The 20,057-nt window shown below is 70.0% G+C and carries 23 protein-coding genes; 13 read left to right on the plus strand and 10 right to left on the minus strand.

All coding sequences use genetic code 11. The features are described 5' to 3' along the window. Positions 1–159 precede the first annotated feature (159 nt). A complete protein-coding gene (locus EDF64_RS14220) occupies positions 160–753 on the minus strand; it encodes a hypothetical protein (protein ID WP_133520637.1) in 594 nt (197 codons plus the stop codon). A gap of 162 nt (positions 754–915) precedes the next feature. Between EDF64_RS14220 and EDF64_RS14225 the strand changes: the two genes are divergently transcribed. The 4 genes from EDF64_RS14225 (at position 916) to rlmB (ending at position 5,101) form a co-directional block, all read left to right on the plus strand. Then, positions 916–1,398, plus strand: a complete 483-nt coding sequence (locus EDF64_RS14225; RefSeq protein ID WP_017888066.1) for a CarD family transcriptional regulator — start codon at positions 916–918, stop codon at positions 1,396–1,398. 61 nt (positions 1,399–1,459) lie between these two features. Beyond that, positions 1,460–2,635: a 2-C-methyl-D-erythritol 2,4-cyclodiphosphate synthase gene (gene ispF, locus EDF64_RS14230; RefSeq protein WP_133520638.1), complete on the plus strand. Its 1,176-nt coding sequence runs from the start codon at positions 1,460–1,462 to the stop codon at positions 2,633–2,635. Between the two features lie 17 nt (positions 2,636–2,652). Continuing rightward, on the plus strand, positions 2,653–4,062 hold the full coding sequence (cysS, locus tag EDF64_RS14235) for a cysteine--tRNA ligase (RefSeq protein ID WP_133520639.1): 1,410 nt from the start codon (positions 2,653–2,655) through the stop codon (positions 4,060–4,062). A 28-nt stretch (positions 4,063–4,090) separates the two neighbouring features. Then, positions 4,091–5,101: a 23S rRNA (guanosine(2251)-2'-O)-methyltransferase RlmB gene (gene rlmB, locus EDF64_RS14240; RefSeq protein WP_133520640.1), complete on the plus strand. Its 1,011-nt coding sequence runs from the start codon at positions 4,091–4,093 to the stop codon at positions 5,099–5,101. Positions 5,102–5,175: 74 nt separating this feature from the next. Here rlmB and EDF64_RS14245 read toward each other — a convergent pair whose 3' ends face one another. Both EDF64_RS14245 and EDF64_RS14250 read right to left on the minus strand, forming a co-directional pair. Continuing rightward, the gene (locus EDF64_RS14245; RefSeq protein ID WP_133520641.1) at positions 5,176–6,489 is read right to left on the minus strand and encodes a DUF4032 domain-containing protein; all 1,314 of its coding nucleotides are present in this window, start codon (positions 6,487–6,489) and stop codon (positions 5,176–5,178) included. 149 nt (positions 6,490–6,638) lie between these two features. Then, positions 6,639–7,739 carry an ABC transporter ATP-binding protein gene (locus EDF64_RS14250; RefSeq protein WP_133520642.1) on the minus strand — a complete coding sequence of 367 codons (1,101 nt, stop codon included), beginning with the start codon at positions 7,737–7,739 and terminating at the stop codon, positions 6,639–6,641. Positions 7,740–7,978: 239 nt separating this feature from the next. On the opposite strand from EDF64_RS14250, the gene EDF64_RS14255 reads away from it, so the two are divergent. Then, entirely contained in the window at positions 7,979–8,884 is a 906-nt protein-coding gene (locus EDF64_RS14255) for a DsbA family protein (RefSeq protein ID WP_166645747.1), read from the plus strand. Positions 8,885–8,903: 19 nt separating this feature from the next. Here the strand turns inward: EDF64_RS14255 and ypfJ are convergent, their stop codons facing one another. After that, positions 8,904–9,797 carry a KPN_02809 family neutral zinc metallopeptidase gene (ypfJ, locus tag EDF64_RS14260; RefSeq protein WP_133520644.1) on the minus strand — a complete coding sequence of 298 codons (894 nt, stop codon included), beginning with the start codon at positions 9,795–9,797 and terminating at the stop codon, positions 8,904–8,906. Between the two features lie 59 nt (positions 9,798–9,856). Between ypfJ and EDF64_RS14265 the strand changes: the two genes are divergently transcribed. Beyond that, complete coding sequence (locus EDF64_RS14265; RefSeq protein WP_133520645.1) at positions 9,857–10,798, plus strand: 2-deoxy-5-keto-D-gluconate 6-phosphate aldolase domain-containing protein; 942 nt, start codon at positions 9,857–9,859, stop codon at positions 10,796–10,798. A 22-nt stretch (positions 10,799–10,820) separates the two neighbouring features. On the opposite strand, the gene EDF64_RS14270 is transcribed toward EDF64_RS14265, so the two are convergent. Further along, positions 10,821–11,633: an NAD(P)H-hydrate epimerase gene (locus EDF64_RS14270; protein WP_243736401.1), complete on the minus strand. Its 813-nt coding sequence runs from the start codon at positions 11,631–11,633 to the stop codon at positions 10,821–10,823. Between EDF64_RS14270 and EDF64_RS14275 the strand changes: the two genes are divergently transcribed. The 3 genes from EDF64_RS14275 (at position 11,632) to EDF64_RS14285 (ending at position 14,559) form a co-directional block, all read left to right on the plus strand. Further along, a complete protein-coding gene (locus tag EDF64_RS14275; protein WP_133520646.1) occupies positions 11,632–12,411 on the plus strand; it encodes an alpha/beta fold hydrolase in 780 nt (259 codons plus the stop codon). The two genes, EDF64_RS14270 and EDF64_RS14275, sit on opposite strands and share 2 nt — an antisense overlap. Positions 12,412–12,553: 142 nt before the next feature. Continuing rightward, positions 12,554–13,585 (plus strand): aldo/keto reductase, encoded by a 1,032-nt coding sequence (locus EDF64_RS14280; protein ID WP_133520647.1) that lies wholly within the window; start codon positions 12,554–12,556, stop codon positions 13,583–13,585. Between the two features lie 266 nt (positions 13,586–13,851). Continuing rightward, the gene (locus EDF64_RS14285; RefSeq protein ID WP_166645748.1) at positions 13,852–14,559 is read left to right on the plus strand and encodes a DUF3800 domain-containing protein; all 708 of its coding nucleotides are present in this window, start codon (positions 13,852–13,854) and stop codon (positions 14,557–14,559) included. Positions 14,560–14,830: 271 nt separating this feature from the next. On the opposite strand, the gene EDF64_RS14290 is transcribed toward EDF64_RS14285, so the two are convergent. Beyond that, positions 14,831–15,124 carry a helix-turn-helix domain-containing protein gene (locus tag EDF64_RS14290; protein ID WP_133520649.1) on the minus strand — a complete coding sequence of 98 codons (294 nt, stop codon included), beginning with the start codon at positions 15,122–15,124 and terminating at the stop codon, positions 14,831–14,833. 120 nt (positions 15,125–15,244) lie between these two features. Here EDF64_RS14290 and EDF64_RS14295 point away from each other — a divergent pair, with 120 nt between their 5' ends. Both EDF64_RS14295 and EDF64_RS18290 read left to right on the plus strand, forming a co-directional pair. Then, on the plus strand, positions 15,245–15,442 hold the full coding sequence (locus EDF64_RS14295; RefSeq protein ID WP_133520650.1) for a hypothetical protein: 198 nt from the start codon (positions 15,245–15,247) through the stop codon (positions 15,440–15,442). 108 nt (positions 15,443–15,550) lie between these two features. Then, positions 15,551–15,688 carry a hypothetical protein gene (locus tag EDF64_RS18290; RefSeq protein ID WP_166645749.1) on the plus strand — a complete coding sequence of 46 codons (138 nt, stop codon included), beginning with the start codon at positions 15,551–15,553 and terminating at the stop codon, positions 15,686–15,688. A gap of 24 nt (positions 15,689–15,712) precedes the next feature. Here EDF64_RS18290 and EDF64_RS14300 read toward each other — a convergent pair whose 3' ends face one another. Beyond that, on the minus strand, positions 15,713–16,630 hold the full coding sequence (locus tag EDF64_RS14300) for a hypothetical protein (protein WP_133520651.1): 918 nt from the start codon (positions 16,628–16,630) through the stop codon (positions 15,713–15,715). A gap of 48 nt (positions 16,631–16,678) precedes the next feature. After that, positions 16,679–17,404, minus strand: coding sequence for a DUF2510 domain-containing protein (locus EDF64_RS14305; RefSeq protein ID WP_133520652.1), 726 nt, complete (start codon positions 17,402–17,404; stop codon positions 16,679–16,681). A 320-nt stretch (positions 17,405–17,724) separates the two neighbouring features. Here EDF64_RS14305 and EDF64_RS14310 point away from each other — a divergent pair, with 320 nt between their 5' ends. Then, entirely contained in the window at positions 17,725–18,021 is a 297-nt protein-coding gene (locus EDF64_RS14310; protein ID WP_133520653.1) for a hypothetical protein, read from the plus strand. A gap of 299 nt (positions 18,022–18,320) precedes the next feature. Continuing rightward, positions 18,321–18,776, plus strand: coding sequence for a hypothetical protein (locus EDF64_RS14315; protein WP_133520654.1), 456 nt, complete (start codon positions 18,321–18,323; stop codon positions 18,774–18,776). On the opposite strand, the gene EDF64_RS14320 is transcribed toward EDF64_RS14315, so the two are convergent. Further along, entirely contained in the window at positions 18,773–19,072 is a 300-nt protein-coding gene (locus EDF64_RS14320; protein ID WP_133520655.1) for a hypothetical protein, read from the minus strand. The two genes, EDF64_RS14315 and EDF64_RS14320, sit on opposite strands and share 4 nt — an antisense overlap. 73 nt (positions 19,073–19,145) lie before the next feature. Then, positions 19,146–20,000, minus strand: coding sequence for a hypothetical protein (locus tag EDF64_RS14325; protein WP_133520656.1), 855 nt, complete (start codon positions 19,998–20,000; stop codon positions 19,146–19,148). Between the last annotated feature and the right edge of the window lie 57 nt (positions 20,001–20,057).

The following is a 20,057-nucleotide window of genomic DNA, read 5'->3' on the forward strand; positions in this document are numbered from 1 at the left end:
CCCCTCCCTCCCCCGGCGCCCACCCCCCCGCCCCCCCCCCCCCCCGCCCGGCCCCCCCCCCCCCCCCCCCTCACCCCCCCCCCCCCCCCCCCCCCCGGGGGGGGGGGGGGGGCCGGCCCCCGGCCCCCCCCCCCGCGCCTCCAGGCGTTGCGCTGTGCGCTACGGGTTGATCGGGGTGTCCGTCGCGTCGCCCGTCGGCTCGGAGCCGCTCTCGGAGGGGGACGTCGACGTGCTCGTCGGGGTCGGCGTCGGCGCGAGGGTCTGGTACTCCTCCTGCGAGCTGGTGAGCACCGGCACGCTGGCGGAGACGCCCTCGGCGCCGGAGTACGAGAAGTAGACCTTGACGAGCGAGCCGGGCTTCGCGTCGGCGTTGTCGAAGATGACGTCGGTGCCCGCGCCGGCCTCGGTGCCCTGCGTGGTGGAGCCGGTGTCCTCGGTGGCGCCCTCAGCCGTGGTGTCGGTCGTCATCGCGAGGTCGACGTGCGTGTTCGCCGGGACCTCGACGGTCTGGGTGTCGCCGCCGATCTCGATCGAGACGGTGATGTCGTCCTTCTCGGCGTTGTTGACGAGCGTGCCGATGAAGCGGGCCTGCTCGCCGTCGTCCGAGATGAGCAGCGCGTTGCGGACGTCGATCTTGCCCGTCGACACGTCCACACCGTCGGTGATCTGCTTGATCTCCGTGGTCTGGGCGGGCGACATGAACTCGCACCCGGTGGCGCCGAGCGCGATGGTTGCCGCAACGGCGACGGACACGAGTACCCGAGCTCGCAAGAGATTCCTCCGGAAGATCACGATGTGGACCGGACGGTCCGAACTCCACCATCCTAGCGATCACCTGGAGGCCGTCGTGGTTAGGTACCCCTTACCCCAATTTCGCTTGTGGTAAACTGGGTGTCTCGGAACGGAGCCTGATACATGCAATTCGAGGTCGGCGAGACCGTGGTCTACCCCCATCACGGGGCGGCAACCATCTCTGAAGTGAAGACGCGCGTCATCAAGGGCGAGGAAAAGGTCTACCTGAAGCTGCGGGTCACCCAGGGTGACCTGACGATCGAGGTACCGGCGGACAACGTCGACCTGGTCGGTGTCCGCGACGTGATCGGCAAGGAAGGGCTCGACAAGGTGTTCGAGGTCCTCCGGGCCCCCTTCACCGAAGAGCCCACGAACTGGTCGAGGCGCTACAAGGCGAACCTCGAGAAGCTCGCTTCCGGTGACGTCATCAAGGTGTCCGAGGTCGTCCGCGACCTCTGGCGACGTGACCAGGACCGCGGCCTGTCCGCGGGTGAGAAGCGGATGCTCGCCAAGGCGCGGCAGATCCTCATCTCCGAGCTGGCACTGGCCGAGAAGACCGACGAGGACAAGGCATCGACCGTCCTCGACGAGGTCCTGGCTTCCTGAGCCCGACACCAGCGCACTGAACGCAGCAGCACGAACGACGACCGCACGGTTCCCCTCCGGGGTGGACCGGGCGGTCGTCGTCGTTGCAGCCGGCTCCGGCACGCGGCTCGGGATCGGGACCGCCAAGGCCTTCGTCCCGGTGGCCGGTTCGCTCATGCTCGCGCGGGCGCTCGAGCCGCTGTTCACCCTGCCGTCGCCGACGCTCGTCGTCGTGGTCGCCCCGGCTCCGCTGGTCGACGAGTGCCGACAGCTGGTCGCGTCCGTCGCGGGCGCCGCGGTCGCGTACACGGCGGTCGTCCCGGGAGGCACGGATCGCCATGGTTCGGTCGAGGCCGGCCTGGCCGTCCTGCCGGACTCCGTCACCTCGGTGCTGGTGCACGACGCGGCACGGTGCCTGACGCCGGCGGGCCAGTTCACGAGGGTGTTCGACGCGGTCGCCGCGGCGGTCGCCGCTGGCAGCCCCGCCGGGTTCGTCCCGGCGCTGCCCGTGACCGACACCGTGAAGCGCGTCGAGGGCGACGCCGTCGTCGAGACCGTCGACCGCGCGGCCTTGGTCGGGGTGCAGACGCCGCAGGGCTTCCCGCTCGCCGCACTCCGGCAGGCGTACGCGGTGGCGGAGCGGGCCGAGACCGACGACGCGGGCGTGTTCCAGGCGGCCGGCGGCACCGTGCGGTTCGTCCCCGGCGACGCCGACGCGTTCAAGATCACCACGGCGTGGGACCTCGCACGGGCCGAGTCGGTCGTGCGGTCGCGCACCCCGGCCCCGGACGGCATCCGGGTCGGGCTCGGTGTCGACGTGCACGCGTTCGACGCCGACGCGCCCTGCCGGGTCGGGCTCCTCGACTTCCCGGGCGAGGCCGGGCTCTCCGGGCACAGCGACGGCGACGCGGTCGCGCACGCGGTGTGCGACGCCCTGCTGTCGGCGGGTGGCCTCGGGGACATCGGCGGTCGGTTCGGCACCTCGGACCCGGCGTACGCCGGGGCAGCGGGCGACGTCTTCGTCCGCGGGGCCGTGGACGCGCTGGCGTCGGCCGGGCTCGTCCCGACGTCGGTGACGGTGCAGGTCATCGGGAACCGCCCGCGCATCGGCGGTCGCCGGACGGAGATGCAGGACGCGCTGTCGGCGGTCGTCGGGGCTCCCGTGGCGGTGTCCGGCACGACGACCGACGGGCTCGGGTTCACCGGACGCAGTGCAGGGCTCGCCGCGATCGCGACAGCCCTCGTCCGACCGGCCTGACGTCCTAGGCTTGGGGCGTGACCGTACGCCTCTACGACTCCCGCGCCGCAGCCGTCGTCGACCTCGTCCCGCTGGTCGACGGACACGTGAGCATGTACGTCTGCGGTCCGACTGTGCAGTCGTCGCCGCACATCGGCCACCTCCGGTCCGCCCTGGTCTACGACATCTGGCGTCGCTGGCTCACCCACCGCGGGCTGCGCGTGACCCTGGTGCGGAACGTCACCGACATCGACGACAAGGTGCTCGACCTCGCCGCCACCACGGACGAGGAGTGGTTCGCCCGGGCGTACCGCGTCGAGCTCGAGTTCACCGCCGCCTACAACGCCCTCGGCATCCTGCCCCCGACCTACGAGCCGCGTGCGACCGCCAGCGTGCCGCAGATGCACGACATCATCGCGAAGCTCATCGACCGCGGGCACGCCTACGCCGCGGCGGACGGTTCCGGCGACGTGTACTTCGACACCGGCAGCTGGGAGTCCTACGGCGCGCTCACCCGCCAGCGTCGCGAGGACATGGTCGAGGCCGCCGACGCCGACCCCCGCGGCAAGCGCGACCCCCGCGACTTCGCGCTCTGGAAGGGGGCGAAGCCGGGGGAGCCGTCGACCGCGAACTGGGACTCGCCCTGGGGGCCGGGGCGCCCCGGCTGGCACATCGAGTGCTCCGCGATGTCGCGCCGCTACCTCGGACCGGCGTTCGACATCCACGGCGGCGGACTCGACCTCCGGTTCCCGCACCACGAGAACGAGCTCGCGCAGTCGACGGCGGCCGGTGACCCCTTCGCGTCGTACTGGCTGCACAACGGGCTCGTGTCGGTCGGCGGCCAGAAGATGTCGAAGTCGCTCGGCAACTCGGTCTTCGCCGCCGACATGCTCGGGTCCGCGCGACCGATCGTCGTCCGGTACGCGCTCGGCGCCGCCCACTACCGCTCGACGATCGACCACCACGACGGTTCCCTGGCCGAGGCCGAGGCGGCGCTCGACCGCATCGACGGCTTCCTGTCCCGTGCCGCCACGCGCCTCGAAGGGGTCCGGCTGGCCGACGCCCCCGGGGTCCCCGACGCCTTCGCGGACGCCATGGACGACGACCTCGCGGTGCCCCAGGCACTCGCCGTCCTGCACGACACCGTGCGTGCCGGCAACGCTGCGCTGGACGCGGACGATGCGGAAGCGCTCGGAACCGCGTACCATCAGGTGGCCGCGATGGTCGAGGTGCTCGGCATCGACCCGCGGGCCGCCCACTGGTCTGGCGGTGGCCACGACGCATCGGCCGCACCACTCGCAGCCCTCGTCGAACGCCTCGTGCAGGAGCGGACCGACGCCAGGGCAGCACGCGACTTCGCCACGGCCGACCGCGTGCGAGACGATCTCGCATCCGCGGGCATCACCATCGAAGACACCGCAGCAGGTACACGCTGGAGCATCGCCTGACAACGGCAGTGCCGGACAGGAGAGAGCAATGAAGAACGTCTCGGGGAGCAAGAAGGGTCGGCCCGGCGCCGTCCGCTCCGGCCGCAAGGGCAACAAGCAGGTCGGCTCCGGCGGCCAGGGCGCGCAGGCGCTCGAGGGTCGGAAGCCCACACCGAAGGCCGAGGACCGGCCGTACCACCCGGCCGGCAAGCGCAAGGCCGCCAAGGAGCGCTTCGAAGCCGCGCGCGGTCGTCACGGTGCGTCGAGCTCGCCGCAGCAGCGGACCGGTCGTCCGCCGACACGGAAGACCGACGACCACGAGCTCGTCACCGGTCGCAACTCGGTGCTCGAGGCCCTGCGCACGAAGACCCCCTCCAGCACGCTCTACATCGCCACCCGCATCGAGGTCGACGACCGCGTGAAGGAGATCCTCGCGCTCGCCAACCACCGCGGCCTGCCGATCATCGAGCTGATGCGCCCCGAGCTCGACCGCATCACCGGGCACGACAGCGTGCACCAGGGCGTCGCGCTCAAGGTGCCGGCGTACGAGTACGCCGTCGCCGAGGACATCGTCGAGCGCGCGTTCTCGCGCGACCAGGTGCCGCTCATGGTCGCCCTCGACGGCATCACGGACCCGCGCAACCTCGGTGCGATCATCCGCTCCACCGCGGCGTTCGGCGGTCACGGGGTCATCGTGCCGCAGCGTCGTTCCGTCGGCGTGACCGCCAGCGCGTGGAAGACCTCCGCCGGTGCCGCCGCCCGCACGCCGGTCGCGATGGCGCCGAACCTCACCCAGACGCTGAAGTCGCTCAAGTCGATGGGCCTCTTCGTCCTCGGCCTCGACGGCGACGGCGACGTGGAGCTCGACGGCCTCGAGCTCGCCGACCGCCCGATCGTGATCGTCGTCGGGTCAGAGGGCAAGGGCCTGTCGCGCCTGGTCACCGAGACCTGCGACGCGATCGTGTCGATCCCGATCTCGAGTGCGACCGAGTCCCTCAACGCGGGCATCGCCGCGAGCGTCACCCTGTGGGAGGTGGCTCGGCGCCGTCGCGCGTCGTAACGCCGAGCGACTGGCGCACGCAGACGCAGCCGCTGGCCCACGCAGACGCTGGCGCCCGCAGCCGCCGGCGGCACTCAGACGCTGGCGCGCCAGTCCTCGACGTCGTCGGTGTCGGAGTCGTCCACCTCGGCGTCCGCGACGACGGGGATCGGCAGCGTCATCGACGACGTCGGCGGGTTGATGAGCAGCCGCTCGTCACGACGGTGCCGCAGCACGTCGTTGATGTACGCGGTCGTGGCCTCGGGCAGCGAGACCGAGCGCTCTTCCTGCTGGGACATGAACCAGCGGTGCTCGAGGAGCTCGTGGAAGACCTCGGCCGGCTCGAGTCGTCCGCGGAGCTCCCGCGGGATCGACCGGATGACCGGCTCGAAGACCTTCGACACCCACTCGTGGGCCACCATCTCCTCGTCGAGCAGGTCGCGGCCGTTGCGGGCCCGGTACGAGTCGAGGTCGTTGAGGAGCCGCCGTGCCTGGTTCTCGCCGGCGTCGAGGCCGGTGAGCCGCAGCAGCCGCCGCTGGTGGTGCCCGGCGTCGACGACCTTGGGCTGGATGCGCACCTGCGAACCGCCCTCGGTGGTGTGGATCGACAGCTCCTCGATGTCGAACCCGAGCGCGTTGAGCCGCTCCACGCGGTCGTTGATGCGCCAGCGCTCCTTGATGTCGAACTGCTCGGTGCCGGTGAGTTCCTTCCAGAGGATCCGGTACTGGGCGACGATCCGGTTCGCGACGTCCACCGCGTCGGCGTTCTCGTCGAGCCGGCCGCCGGCCTCGAGGTCGAGGAGCTCGCCGGCGATGTTCACCCGGGCCACCTCGAGGTCGTTCTCGCGCTGTCCGTTCGACAGGCCACCCGGGTAGAGCTTGCCGGTCTCGGCGTCGACGAGGTACGCGGCGAAGGCGCCGGCGTCCCGACGGAACAGGGTGTTCGACAGTGAGACGTCGCCCCAGTAGAAGCCGATGACGTGCAGGCGCACGAGGAGCAGGGCGAGGGCGTCGACCAGGCGCGTTGCCGTCTCCGGTCGGAGGGTCTGCGAGTAGAGCGCGCGGTACGGCAGCGAGAAGCGCAGGTGCCGCGTCACGAGGACGGGGTGCAGGGGCTCGCCGTCGGCGCTCACCCGGTTGGTGATGACCGCGACCGGGTCGACGCAGGGCACGTCCATGCGCTGCAGCGTGCGGAGCATCTCGTACTCGGAGCGGGCGACCTCTTCCCCGGTCTCCTTCACGGCGGCGACGTACCCGCTGAGGTGCACGAACCGGACCAGGTGCCGCGAGATGCCCTTCGGCAGCGCCACGATGGCGTCGTCCGGCCAGTCGGCGAGCGGGACGTCCCAGGGCAGGTCGAGGAGTCCGGGGTCGACGGTGGCTGCGGTGATGGACAACGAGTCGGACACGAGGGTTCCTCTTGGTGCTGGAGCGCGGGGTGCTGGAGGGCGGAGTGCTGGAGCGCGGGGTGCTGGAGTGCGGATCGGGACCGGACTGCGAACGGACGGGAGGCGCGGTGCCCGCTGGCACCGCGCCTCCTGTGAGTGACCTTCCGCCGTTACGCGCTGACGACGGCCTTGTCGTCGAGGCGCTCGCCCGACTCGGTGTCGAAGGCGTGCACGTGGCCCGACTTCGGCGTCACGACGATGGTGTCGCCGATCGAGGGGTGCGAGCGGCCGTCGACGCGCGCGACGATGTCGACGCGCTGGCCCTTGACGTCAGCGTGGCCGTAGAGGTAGCCGTCCGCGCCGAGCTCCTCGACGACGTCGACCGTGACCGGCAGACCCTCGCCGGACTGAGCGACGACGACGTCCTCGGGGCGGATGCCGACCGTGATCTGGGCCGAACGCGCGTTGGAGAGCGTGTCGCGGTCGATCGCGTGGTTGAGCGTGCCGAACTTGATGCCACCCTCGACCACGTCGGCCGGGAGGAGGTTCATCGCGGGCGAACCGATGAAGCCGGCGACGAACACGTTGTTCGGCTTCTCGTACAGGTCGCGCGGCGTGCCGACCTGCTGCAGGATGCCGTCCTTGAGGACCGCGATGCGGTCACCCATGGTCAGGGCCTCGGTCTGGTCGTGCGTGACGTAGACCGTGGTGACGCCGAGACGACGCTGCAGCGAGGCGATCTGGGTGCGGGTCTGGACGCGGAGCTTGGCGTCGAGGTTCGACAGCGGCTCGTCCATGAGGAACACCTGCGGCTGACGAACGATCGCACGGCCCATCGCGACGCGCTGACGCTGACCACCGGAGAGCGCCTTCGGCTTGCGGCCGAGGTAGTCCTCGAGGTCGAGGAGCTTCGCGGCTTCCTGCACGCGGGTCGCACGCTCGTCCTTGCCGACACCGGCGATCTTGAGCGCGAAGCCCATGTTCTCGGCGACGGTCATGTGCGGGTACAGCGCGTAGTTCTGGAACACCATCGCGATGTCGCGGTCCTTCGGCGGGACGTCGGTGACGTCGCGGTCGCCGATGCGGATCGCGCCGGAGTTGACCTCTTCGAGGCCGGCGAGCATGCGGAGGGAGGTCGACTTGCCGCAACCCGAGGGGCCGACGAGGACGAGGAACTCGCCGTCGGCGACGTCCAGGTCGAGGGAGTCGACCGCGGGACGGTTGCCTCCGGGGTAGAGACGGGTTGCCTTGTCATAGGTGACGGACGCCATGAGCGTTCGGTCCTTTCTTCACCGGCAGGTACGTGCCGGACGATCCGAGTGAAGCGGTGTGCCCGTGGGGGCCCCGGATGGTCGTCGTCGACCATCGGTGTTCATACAACACGAGTTCCCTGCGATGCGCCAGTGCTGGGCCGCTGGTTGGCTGGTTCCCAGAGCGTCCCACTACAATCGCCGGGTCCGTCCGCCGCTCGGGGGAGGTACGGCGGACGCCGAACCAGGAGGACCACTCGATGACCAACCGCCCCGAGGGTGACGCCCGCGCCGCGCGGAACGAGCGACGAGAAGCAGCCAGGCAGCGGGCGCAGCGCGCACGCACGCAGCAGAAGCGCCGGCAGCGGGGTGTGCGTCTCGGCCTGCAGATCGGCCTCGGCGTCGTGCTGCTCGCCGCAGCGACCATCGTCACGCTCGTGCTCGTCGACTCCGTGCAGCCCGCCGGGCCCGGTCCCGCGAACACCTCGCAGGGCGGCATCACGATCGGGCAGGACCTCAAGGCGGTCAGCGCCGCACCGTCGCCGAGCGCCACCGACGGCTCGGGCGCGGTGCGCATCACGATGTACGTCGACTACCTCTGCCCCACGTGCGGGCAGTTCGAGAAGGCGAACGGCGAGTACATCCAGAGCCTGGTCGAGTCCGGCGCCGCGACGGTCGACATCCACCCCATCGCGACCCTGTCGAACCGGTCGCAGGGCACGAAGTACTCGCTTCGGGCCGCCAACGCCGCCGCCTGCGTCGCGAACGACTCCCCCGACCAGTTCTTCGCCGTGCACGAGGCGCTCTTCGCGGCACAGCCCGAGCAGAACACGGCCGGCCTGACCGACGCCCAGCTCACCCGCGTGGTGACCGGCGTCGACGGACTCACGAAGCGCAGCGCGATCCGGAACTGCATCCAGGACCAGACGTACGCGAAGTGGGTGGACGAGCGGACGAGTTCGGTGACCAGCGGGGACATCCCCGGCTCGACGCTGAACGAGTTCCCCGGGGTGCCGCTCGTGCTCGTGAACGGACAGCGCTACGAGCTCACGTCGCCGATCACGAACGACGACTTCCGCACCTTCGTGGTGACCGCGGCCGGTGCGACCGACACCACGCCGACGCCGACGCCGACCGCATCGGTCAGCGCGACGCCGTCCAGCTGACCGATGGACTCGGGGCCGGCTACAGCGACGAACCCGGGATGCTGAAGGTGTCGCAGGACGTCGCGCCCCGCTGGTAGCCGCGCAGGAACCAGTTCTGGCGCTGCTCGCTCGACCCGTGCGTGAACGAGTCCGGGTCGGCCCGGCCGCTCGAGCGCTCCTGGATGCTGTCGTCGCCCACGGCACTCGCGGCGGACAGCGCGTCGTCGATCTGCGCGCGGGTGATCGGCTCGAAGAAGGTCTCGCCGTCGGCGTCCTTCGTGGTCGCGGCGTCGCCCACCCAGGCGCCGGCATAGCAGTCGGCCTGCAGTTCCACGCGGACGCTGCCGGACGACGCTCCCGTGCCCGAACGGTCCGTCGAGGCGAAGGCGCCCTGGAGCTGCTGGACGTGGTGGCCCCACTCGTGCGCGACGACGTACATCTGGGCGAGCGGGCCGCCGGACGATCCGTACCGCGACTGCAGGTCGTCGTAGAACGCGGTGTCGAGGTAGATCGAGCGGTCCGGCGGGCAGTAGAACGGCCCGGTCGAGGCCGATGCCTGCCCGCACCCGGTGTCGGTCGACCCGGTGAAGAGGACGAACCCGGGGGTCGTGTACGCGATGCCGAGCTGCCGGGACTCCGTGGTCCAGTAGGCGTCGAGCGACTCGGCCGCGCCCTCCATGCGGCACTCGACCTTGAGGTTGGCGTCCCGCCCGGTGCGGCACTCCGCCGCGGGATCGGCCGTCTCACCCGTCTGCTGGATCTCGGTCGTGCCGCCCCCGCCGCCGACGATGCCGCTCAGGTCCACACCGGTGAACTGGGCGATGAGGAACACCAGGATCGCGCCGACGCCGACCGCGCCACCGCCGATCGCCGCGCCCCGGCCCCGCCGCGTGACCTTGCCGCCCTTGAGCTGTGAGTCCTCGTTGAACGTCATGCCCCGAATGTACGGATGCTCCGAGCGACGTGCCCGGCACGGCGAGTAGACACGGGCACATGGCGAACCTCGACGAAGCACACCCCCTGTTCCTGTTCGCGATGGACCAGCGTTCGTCGCTCCTCGAGCACACGTACGACGAGTCCGGTGGTGAGCCCGTCGACGAGGCCGAGGCCGAACGGGTCCGTGCCGGCAAGCAGCTCGTGTACCGCGGCGTCCTCACGGCACTCGCCGCCGGAGCCTCCCGCGACCGCACCGGGGTCCTGGTCGACGAGCGGTACGGCGCGGACGTCGCGCGGCTCGCGAAGGACGCCGGGCTGCAGCTCGCGATGCCGGTCGAGCGCTCGGGTCGCGAGTGGTTCGAGCTCGAGTACGGCGACGACTGGCTGGCCCACGTCGACGCGTTCGACCCCGACTTCGTCAAGGTGCTCGTGCGGGACAACCCCGCCTTCGACGCGGACCGTCGGGAGCAGCAGGCGAGCGACCTGGCTGCGGTGTCGGCCGCGCTGCACGACGCCGGGCGGCCGTTCCTCGTCGAACTGCTCGTCCCCGGGACCGACGACCAGCAGGCCTCGGTCGACGACTACGACCGCGACCTGCGCCCCGACCTGGTCGTGCATGTGCTCGAGTACCTGCAGGACCGCGGGGTCGAGGCCGACGTGTGGAAGCTCGAGGGCCTCGACACGCGCGAGGACGCCGAACGGGTCGTCGCCACCGCGCGACGCGGCGGCCGTGACGCGGTGCAGTGCATCGTCCTCGGTCGCGACGCCCCCGAGGAGCAGCTCGACCACTGGCTGCGCACCGCGGCACCGGTCGACGGCTTCGTCGGGTTCGCGATCGGCCGGAGCAACTGGCAGGAACCGCTCGAGGACGTCGTGCGCGAGCACCTCGACACCGAGGCCGCGGAACAGCTCATCGCGGCGAACTACCGGCACTTCGTCGACACGTGGCTCGAAGCCCGCGGCGGGGTCGAGCACGGGGTGGACGCCGGAGCGGTCTGAGCCCCGGGCGCGGATCAGCCCCTCAGGTGCGGATCAGCGGCTCCACGGCCGCCAGGTCCTCGCCGATCCCCACGTCGACGAGCTCGATCCGCCCGGCGAGCGTCGCGGCGGGACCGGCCAGCAGACCCGCCTTGACACCGCCGAACGTCACCGTGACGTCGGCGTGCAGCACGTGGTCGTCGGCGATCCCGCCGGTGTCCACGTCGATGCCGCTCGGCACGTCGACCGCGACGACGAACGGCGCGCGCTGGTCACGGGCGAGTTCGCGGATCGACTCCACCACCTCGCGCGCGGGCGACCGCAGGGCCGACGCCCCGTGCACCCCGATGCCGAGGATGCCGTCGAGCACGAGGTCCGCCTCGAGCGCGGCCTCGGTCGCCACCGCGGCGAGCCGCTCGCCGTCGCGCGGGACCGCGGCGCGCAGGATGTCCGCAGCACCGGCACCTGCGCGAGGCTCCGGTCCCGAGGTGCCGGACGGGCCGGCCAGGAGGCGCGCGCCGGCTTCCAGCGCCGCTGCCAGGCCCGCCTCGTGCACACGTGCGCCGACGCGCAGGACCGCCACGTGCCTCCCGGCCGCCGCGAGGCGAGCACCCGCGAACAGGGCGTCACCACCGTTGTCGCCGCTGCCGGCCAGCACCAGGACCGACCCCGGTCCGTCACCGGGCCGCACGGCCGGGTCGTCGAGCAGGTCGCCGACGATCGCTGCCAGCCCGTCGGCCGCACGCTGCATGAGGGGTTCCCCCGCGTCGAGGTGCGGCCGCTCCGCCGCCCGGATCTGATCGCCGCCGTAGCCGTCCATGACGACCACAGTGCCCCGGTAGCCTTGAGAGGACATGTCACTCGTCCCCGAAGCGCCCCGACCCCGTGCCGTGATGTCCCCGGACGGCCTGCCGATCGCGACCTACGACTTCGGCGATCCCGAAGCGCCGGCCGTCGTCGCCGTGCACGGCTTCGCCTCCGGTGCCGTGCTCAACTGGCACGCCTCCGGCTGGACCCGCGACCTGGTCCGTGCCGGGTACCGCGTCGTCGCGCTCGACCAGCGCGGACACGGCGCCAGCGCCAAGCCGCGCGACCCGGGCGCGTACTCGATGGACCTCCTCGTCGCCGACGTCACCACCGTCATCGACACCTACCTGCTCGACGACGTCGCGTTCCTCGGCTACTCGCTCGGCGCACGGGTCGGCTGGCACACCGCCGAGCGGCTGCCGGACCGCATCACCCGCGCCGTCTTCGGCGGCATCCCGGACGCCGACCCGATGCGCCGCGTGCGGGTGGACCAGGCGAAGGCGTACCTCGCCGACGGCACCCCGATCGAGGACCGGGTGACGAACGGGTACCTGACGATGGCGGGCAACGTCGAGGGGAACGACCTCGCGGCGCTCGTGGCGATGGTCGAGGGCATGCGCGACAGCATCGAGCCGACGCCCTCGAACGCCCCGACGCAGCCGATCCTGATGGCGGCGGGCAGCGAGGACGGCATCCGGGACAGCGCCGTGCGGCTCGCGGCGGCCGCGCCCGACGCGTCGTTCTTCGAGATCCCGGGGCGCAACCACTTCAACGCGCCGACGTCGCGGGCGTTCCGCGAGGCGGCGATCGCGTTCCTGCGGGCCTGAATCGCGTTCCTGCGGGCCTGAGCCGTCGGGCGCTGGTCGCCGCGACCTGTCCACCGCGGGCCGACGAGGCCGCGCCGCCCGAACCCTGACGGGTATTGGCAGGTCCCCTCTGTTCCGGCGCGACGCGCGTACCGTCCCGCCCATGGACTACAGACTCCTCGGCAACAGCGGGACATCGGTGTCGACGCTGACCCTCGGCACCATGACGTTCGGCAGCGAAGCCGACGAACCCACCTCACACGCCATCATCGACGCCTTCGTGGCGGCCGGCGGCACGCTCGTCGACACGGCGGACGTGTACTCCGGCAACGAGTCCGAGCGGATCATCGGCCGCTGGCTCGCAGCACACCCGACCGAGGCGGCGCAGGTCGTCCTCGCCACCAAGGGCCGCTTCCCGCAGGGCGACGGACCGAACGACCTCGGGCTGTCGCGCCGGCACCTCCGCGTCGCCCTCGACGCCTCGCTCGAACGGCTCGGCGTCGACCACATCGACCTCTACCAGATGCACGCCTGGGACGCCCTCACCCCGATCGAGGAGACCCTGCGCTTCCTCGACGACGCCGTGTCCGCGGGCAAGATCGGCTCCTACGGGTTCTCGAACTACCTCGGCTACCAGATCACGAAGGCCGTGTACGAGGCGAAGGCGCACCACTTCGCCCCGCCCGTCACCCTGCAGCCGCAGTACAACCTGCTCGTCCGCGACATCGAGCACGAGGTCGTACCGGCCTGCCTCGACGCCGGGATCGGCCTGCTGCCCTGGTCGCCCCTCGCCGGCGGCTGGCTCACCGGCAAGTACCAGCGCGACGAGGCCCCCACCGGCACCACGCGCCTCGGCGAGAACCCGCAGCGCGGCATGGAGGCGTGGGAGGCCCGCAACGGCGACGAACGCACCTGGGCCGTCCTCGACGCGGTGTCGACGATCGCCGACGCCCACGGGGTCTCCCGTTCGCAGGTCGCGCTCGCGTGGCTCCTCGCGCGTCCGGCGGTCACGAGCGTCATCCTCGGCGTCCGCACGCTCTCGCAGCTCGAGGACAACCTCGGCGCAGCCGACCTCGTGCTCGACGAGTCCGAACTGCAGACCCTGACCGACGTGAGCGCCCCGCGGGTCGACGACTACCCGTACGGCACGGCCGGCGTCGCGCAGCGCGAGCGCAAGATCACCGGCGGACGCTGAACGGACGGGCAGGGGACGGCCCGGTCACTGGGCGCCCGCTGTCCGCCTTCTGCGGCTTTCCGCGAGGATGTGCACGCGCCTGGACACGGTGCTCGATGAGGTGTCACCATCGCTGCACGACCGGCTGGTTACCGCGTCGAGCGCTCGGAACGCCCCCTGATCCGCGTTCCACGCGCCGGAAGCCCCGGGCGATCACTCGCCCGGGGCTTCCGCACGTCCGGGAGCGCCGCCGTGCATCCCGCGCATGCGTACGGCAGTATTCCACCGTGCTCCTCTGCTTCGTCGACGAATCGTTCAAGGCCGACTTCTACGGCTTCGGTGCGGTGATGGCCGATGCGGAGCAGACCCGGGCCCTCACCGCACACGTGCACGGCATCGTCGCGGCCCTCGACGGGTACGGGGTCGCTCCGCGGACCGAGATCCACGCCCATCCCCTCTTCCACGGCAAGGACGCGTGGACCGGCGTTCCGCCGCGGGTGCGGGCGAAGGTGTTCATCGACGTCGTCGAAGCCGTGCGCGCCTCCGGTGCGACGGTGCTGTTGCGCGGTGTCCGGCCGGAGCGACTCCGTCGCCACCAGGACGCGCGCGCGTACCCCGACCGGCACGCGCCCGAGCAGGTGGCGTTCCAGCACCTGTTGCAGCGTGCGGACCGCACGGCCGCGGCGAACGAGACGTACGCGCTCGTCATCGCTGACGAGCGATCAGATCGCGACCGGCACCGCGAGCGCGTCGCCGTCTACCAGGCGTACGGAACGCCGGGCACGTACATGCACACGCGGCTCGAGCGCCTCCTCGACACCGTGCACTTCGCTCCGAGTCACCATTCGCGGATGCTGCAGATCGCGGACCTGATCGCGTTCGTGTGGGTGCGCTCCCAGACCGTCACCGAACAGGATGCTCGGCAGGCGCGGGTGATGGCGTCGCTGGTCGCGGACATCCAGGGGTGCGCGTCCGGGGCGGGCACGTGGCCCTGAGCACCGGCACTGGCACCGGCACCGGATGCACGACAGCCCCGCTCGCGGCGGGGCTGAAGGCGGTGCGGGCGGCGACGATGTCGCGGCCTGCGGGCTCAGTATATGGGGCCGGCAGCGGGACTTGAACCCGCAACCCCCGTATTACCTGACGGTGCATTCCAGCTACTTCCCCTAGATGGCGACTTGTGCGTTCAACTGGGCTTCTCCTGCTCGTGAGGTTCCGGCAAATTCCGCGCTATGGCGGAGAATCTGCGGGGTAAGTGCGGGTTCGTCACTCCATCGGGTGAGGTGGCCTCGGCGACGGCCACTGACCGCGATACCCCGCCGCTTGCGCGCGTCCAACGCGCTTCCGACCTCGCGACTGCGGTGACTGCTTCCACGGATCACTCGGCTCCGACAGGTACGCCCGCACCTCCGACGGCCAGAAGCGGTGTGCCCTGCCGACCCGGAACGAGGGAAACAGCAGGTCGTTGCCGAGCTCGCGGGCCTTCCACTCGGAGATGTTGAGCCACTTCGCGAGCTCCGGTACGTCGAGGGCATGGCTGTCGTCCGGTGCGTCCTTCACGGGTGAACCGTACGTGCGTAGCTACCGGTGCGCGGGACGTCCAAGAGTTCGCGCATGTCTTCGACCGCCTCCTCAGATCTGTCGATTGCCGGTCAGCGTCGAGGGGGCGACGATCGATGCATGGAAGACAAGGGGCAACTCGCGTATTCGATCGATCACTTCGCAGCAGTCTGCGACCTATCCGACTGGACGATCCGCGAAGCGATTCGGAGGGGTGAGCTGGTGCCGAAGTTCCCGGGGAAGAAGAAGGCGCTCATCCTGCGTGAGGAGGGGGAGCGCTGGCTGCAGTCGCTCCCCGATGAGCCACGATGTCTGTAGCCCTGCATGTCGGAGGTTCGGTTACCGTCACCGGGTGGCTCGGAGACGTTGTGACAGGTGGGCGCTCGGGCCAGCGCTAAGCCTGCCGGAGGCGGCCTATGGGGGCCCGTGTACGACCTCGCAGCGCCCGACCCGGTGTTCGTGTGGGTGACGTTCCCCGATCGCTCTCTCGAGGTCGAGGGGCGGGTCAAGGCGTACACGGAGCAGTTGACTGCGGACAAGATGAAGCGCGGACGGAGGCGCTAGTGCAGAGCGGTTATGAAGTGTCGGTCAGGAGTCAGCACGTGGCACCTGCAGCATCCTGAATCGGCGGAGCCGGTCAGCTGATCGATACATCTTCAGTGCGATCGGCAGGATGATGGTCAGCTGGCCGACGTTTGCCTCCATCCGAGTGCTGCGAATGTTGCCGCGGGGTGGGGCAATCTCGATGAGGGTTGCCGCGCTAGTCGCGCGAGCGGTGGATGGGTGTGTGAGCCCGCTGACGTATTGCCAGACGGACCGCAGGAGGTTGCCGTTGATCCCTACCCGGTCGCCCGCCGCCTCCACGAGAGGGCCGTACCCCGGCATCGTGACGTCGCACTCGGAGCGGTCCAGCCCATTGCGCTCGATCACGTCGACGATGTACGACCGGCCGCGCCGGCGATTCTGCTTCGCCTTCTTCTCCATCTCTTGCCGCTCGCTGCCGGCGGGTAACGATCGGGCGATCTCCCGCGCCAGTTCCTGCTCGTACGCGAGTTCCGTCGATCGGGCACGGACCAATCGCGTGAGCCGTTCGCGCTGCGACTCGGAGTCGAGCAACCACAAAGCCTGCGCAGCGGACTCGATGACGCTCCGGAGCAGCGGGTACATCGCGACGATTGGGACGGTCAATTGCTCGGCATCATCCGGGTGCATCAGCTGCCGCAGCGCTTGTAGGTTGTCGATGCCGACCAGCATGCAGAATTGCACCATGTGGCTAAGCTGCAGGGGGTTGGAGCGCGCGTCGTCGGCCGACATGACGCTGCGGCGCTCCGACCGGACCTTGGACAGCTGCTCGGCTTTCGCAAACAGGTCGGGGATCGTTTCAAGCAGCCGGATTAGTTCCGCGGCGGATCGCAGTTCGTCTTCAGTCTCCTGCCCTCGCAGGCGTTTGAGCGCCGCGGTATTCGACTGAAGGATGTCGTCCTGCTCGGAGGCACGCTCAGCCATTCGGCACCGAAACGCAAGCTGTAGCGTGAACAGGCGAGCGGGTCGGTCTCAAAGCCCGAGCAGCTTCCGCTTCGCGGCGGTGAACTCTTCGTCTGTGAGGATGCCTGCCTGGTGGAATCCAGCGAGACGCTCGAGCTCACCGTTCAGGTCAGACGCCGTGGAAGCGGGTGCGGCCGGAGCGGCCGCCGTCACGGGATTCGCAGGACTTGCTGCAGGGAACGGTGTGCCTTGGTAGTTCACGTGCGAGGTCTGCTCGCGCACGCGTAGCCCCTCACGTGCTTTGAACGCGGCGTCGTTGATCGCGTTGACGCCCTCGCGGAAGTTCGGGATGTCTTCAAGCCGCACCTGCTCGCCGCCGCCCGAGCGCTCCGCCCACAGCGTGATGGTGCCGAGGCCGCGGGCTTTCTGCGCCATCGACTGCTTCGCGTCGACGTCGTGAATCTCGTGCGTCCGGATCTGCTGCGCGTTGGTGCGGAGGGTCCCGGATTCGAAGTGGAGGTACTCCGGCGTCAACGTGTACCGGCCGCCGCCGATCTGCGTGATTGGCTTCCCGACCGCCGACCAGAGAACGTCCGCTCGAGCTGCGGGGTCGGTGCGGGTAACAAGGTTCCGGCCTGCGTCAGCGATCTTCGAGCCAAGCCCGGTGCGCTGCGGAGCGGTAGGAGGCGAGGCGGGAGTCTGCGTCTGCTCGGTCCACTGCTGACCGTCCCACCAGCGAGTCGTGCCCTGCGAGTCTGGGTACCAGCCAGCCGGCGGCGGAGCGGTGTCGGTCATCGTCATTCCTCTCGAGTTGACCGCAGCGTATCGAGCGGCCAACCCTGTTCGGAAGCCCACGTCCGGGGCATGTCAGCGGATCCCGTGATCATGTTCGTCATGGACTTCACGACCCACTACGTCGCTCGGGTATTCGACGGAGGAGTGGACATCACGCCCGAAGGCTGGGGTTGCTGGCCCCGCTCATCACTCGGCCACCCTGCTGAGGTTCTTGACGCACCCCTGGCGACCGGCGGCCCCGCCTACCGTTTCGAGCGCTGGGGCGAAGAAGACCAGCACCACTTGGTGAGATACCGACTTGTCGGGCTGGCACCTCGCAGGTGAGCGAGGAACACCGGTGGGGGCCGCCCGAACACCAGGACGTCCCGATCTACGCAGCCGACTCGCTGCCCCTCGACGAGATCGGCAGCCCCGAGTCCGTCGACCCGCCCCAGCCCGTGTGGATCGACCGGCTCGAGTTCGAGCAGATCGGCCAGCTCGTGAAGGTGAAGGCGTTTGCCGTGGCACGGTCCGACGTCGCCGTGTTCGTCGAGATCGCCTGGCAGGGCCGCCCGCAGCGCGCGTGGGTTCCCCGCTCGAGCGTGACCGTCCGACGGCTCACCCCGCGACGCGACTGATGGCCCACCGGCGACGCGATCGCTGGACGCTCGGACCGGCGTACTCGCTGCCAGAGCTCGCCCGCGGCGGGCCCGAGGTCGACCTGCCCGCTCCGGACCCGGTTCTCTGTTGGTTGCAGTTCCCCGACCGCATCCTCGAGGTGGAGGGGCGGGTCATCGCGTACACGGAACGCGCGGTGCTCGTCGAGTGGGGGTTCGGGCAGGTGGCTAACTGCGCTTGGGTGTGGCGGGATGCAGTCCGTCACCCGTAGGGACCACCAGGATCATCGTCGCCTGCGGGCTGTCGGTAGTCTGCAGGAATGGCAGACGGATGGACAGCGATTGGCGATTTCGTGGGCTCTGCTGGCCCAACTGTGGCCACGATCCTGACGTCTGGCACAATCAGCGCGCTCAGCACGGCGCTGATCGTAGGCTCACGAGAGAAGCGAGCCCTGCGCCGCTCGCGCAGCTACGACGAGACGTCGCACGCCGCGGCAGCGCTCCGCAAGTACCGCCGCCTCGTTCTGCGCTACGGCCAGGGGGACAACAGCACCAATGACCCGGAGCGCGACCGTGAACTCGCTCGACGCGGCAGTTCTCTCCTCATAGCGTGCTCCCTGATTGGGGCCGGAGAACTCTCGGATACCGCGCAGGCATACGTGGACACAGGGGACCTCTTCGCGCTGCACGATGAGGAGACAACGGCCGATGCTGAGATCAAGGCCTTCAACATCCTCATGAAGAAGATCGCGCAGAGCCGGAAGTCAGTGCGCTAGATCGCCGCTAGATCCGCAGCGCTAGCGATGTTTACCGCGACGTGATTGTGGTGCTTACTGGCGTCGGTCATCTGCCGCTCAAACCGCTCCGGAGCTGAGACCAGCAGGATGTTGCTCGCGCCGCGCTCAGCGAGCTTCTTCACTAGCTCGTCCGCGAACGAGATCGTCGACGTTGCGAGCGCCCGACCGTTGACGTACACGACGCCGCCTTCAGGCGTGCCGCTGGCGTTCTCCACCAAGTCGTCTGCCGCTTCGCGCGTGCCAACCAACCGGGGCAGTGTGATCTTCAGAGTCATGATCCCTTCACCTCACCCGAGTTCAACGCCTCTAGTGCGTTGAGTCTTCCACAGTATCCGCAGCGTGTACGGCTCATTTTCGGCGGTTCCGTACCCGCAGTTCTCCTTCGAGAACGGAGACCGGTAGCGGCTCGTCGAAGAGCGTCTCGCTCGTGCTTCTCGGGAAGACGAGGAACTGACCGCGTCCGGATCGTAGGCGAAGCGTACCGCCCATGTCCCGAACCTTGTCTCTGAGTTCGGTCAACCCGTACCCGCGGTTCTCTTCATCGACCCCGCTCACGCCAGGCTCCAGCGCGATCTTGAGGGCGTGGCTGTCATCGCGCGGCTTGTGTCGGCGAAGCGCGCGCGCAAAGCCCCGGCCCGCATCGGCCACAGCGAAACGGAAGACCGTCCCCCCGTGCGTCTTCTGGGCGGCTGCGTAGCCGCGCGGGGACCGCGAGTGCTCGAGGACGTTCTCTCCCATCGCGGTGAGGCTCATGAACATGATCGCGGCGGCGTCTTCGTCCTGGTCGTGAACCACCTCCCAGACACGCGTCGCCAGTTCCTCCGCGCCTCGTGCGTCGACGAACGGCGTCACAGTGAGCAAGCTGTCGCCGACCTCATGTTCCCGAACCGAGGGCAGATCATGCGTAGCGCCCACGTCTTCAAGCTGCTTGCCGAGTCGCGCCCGAGCAACGTAGTTCGCAACGTCGTCGCTCTTGGGACGCAGCACGTGAACTGCCCGGCCACGCGTCCGTGCCTTGTGCGCGTAGGCCGCGATTGCCACGAGCCCCGCAGGCGTCACGAATCCCAAGTCGGAGAGGTCCGCAGTCATGACCCCGCGAGCGCGAGCCTTCTCGAACGCGGCATGCATGTTGTTGCTGCCGAAGGACCCAACTGGCCTAATGTCTCTTGCCACGTCCCCGCCCGCGCCCGCCTTCTCTGACACCTGAGTATGCCCCACTGTTCCGCGAGAGTCGTGCAGCTCGGCTCCTGGAACCGCATC

This window comes from Curtobacterium flaccumfaciens, assembly GCF_004361695.1.
In the GTDB taxonomy this organism is placed as follows: Bacteria; Actinomycetota; Actinomycetes; order Actinomycetales; family Microbacteriaceae; genus Curtobacterium; species Curtobacterium flaccumfaciens_B.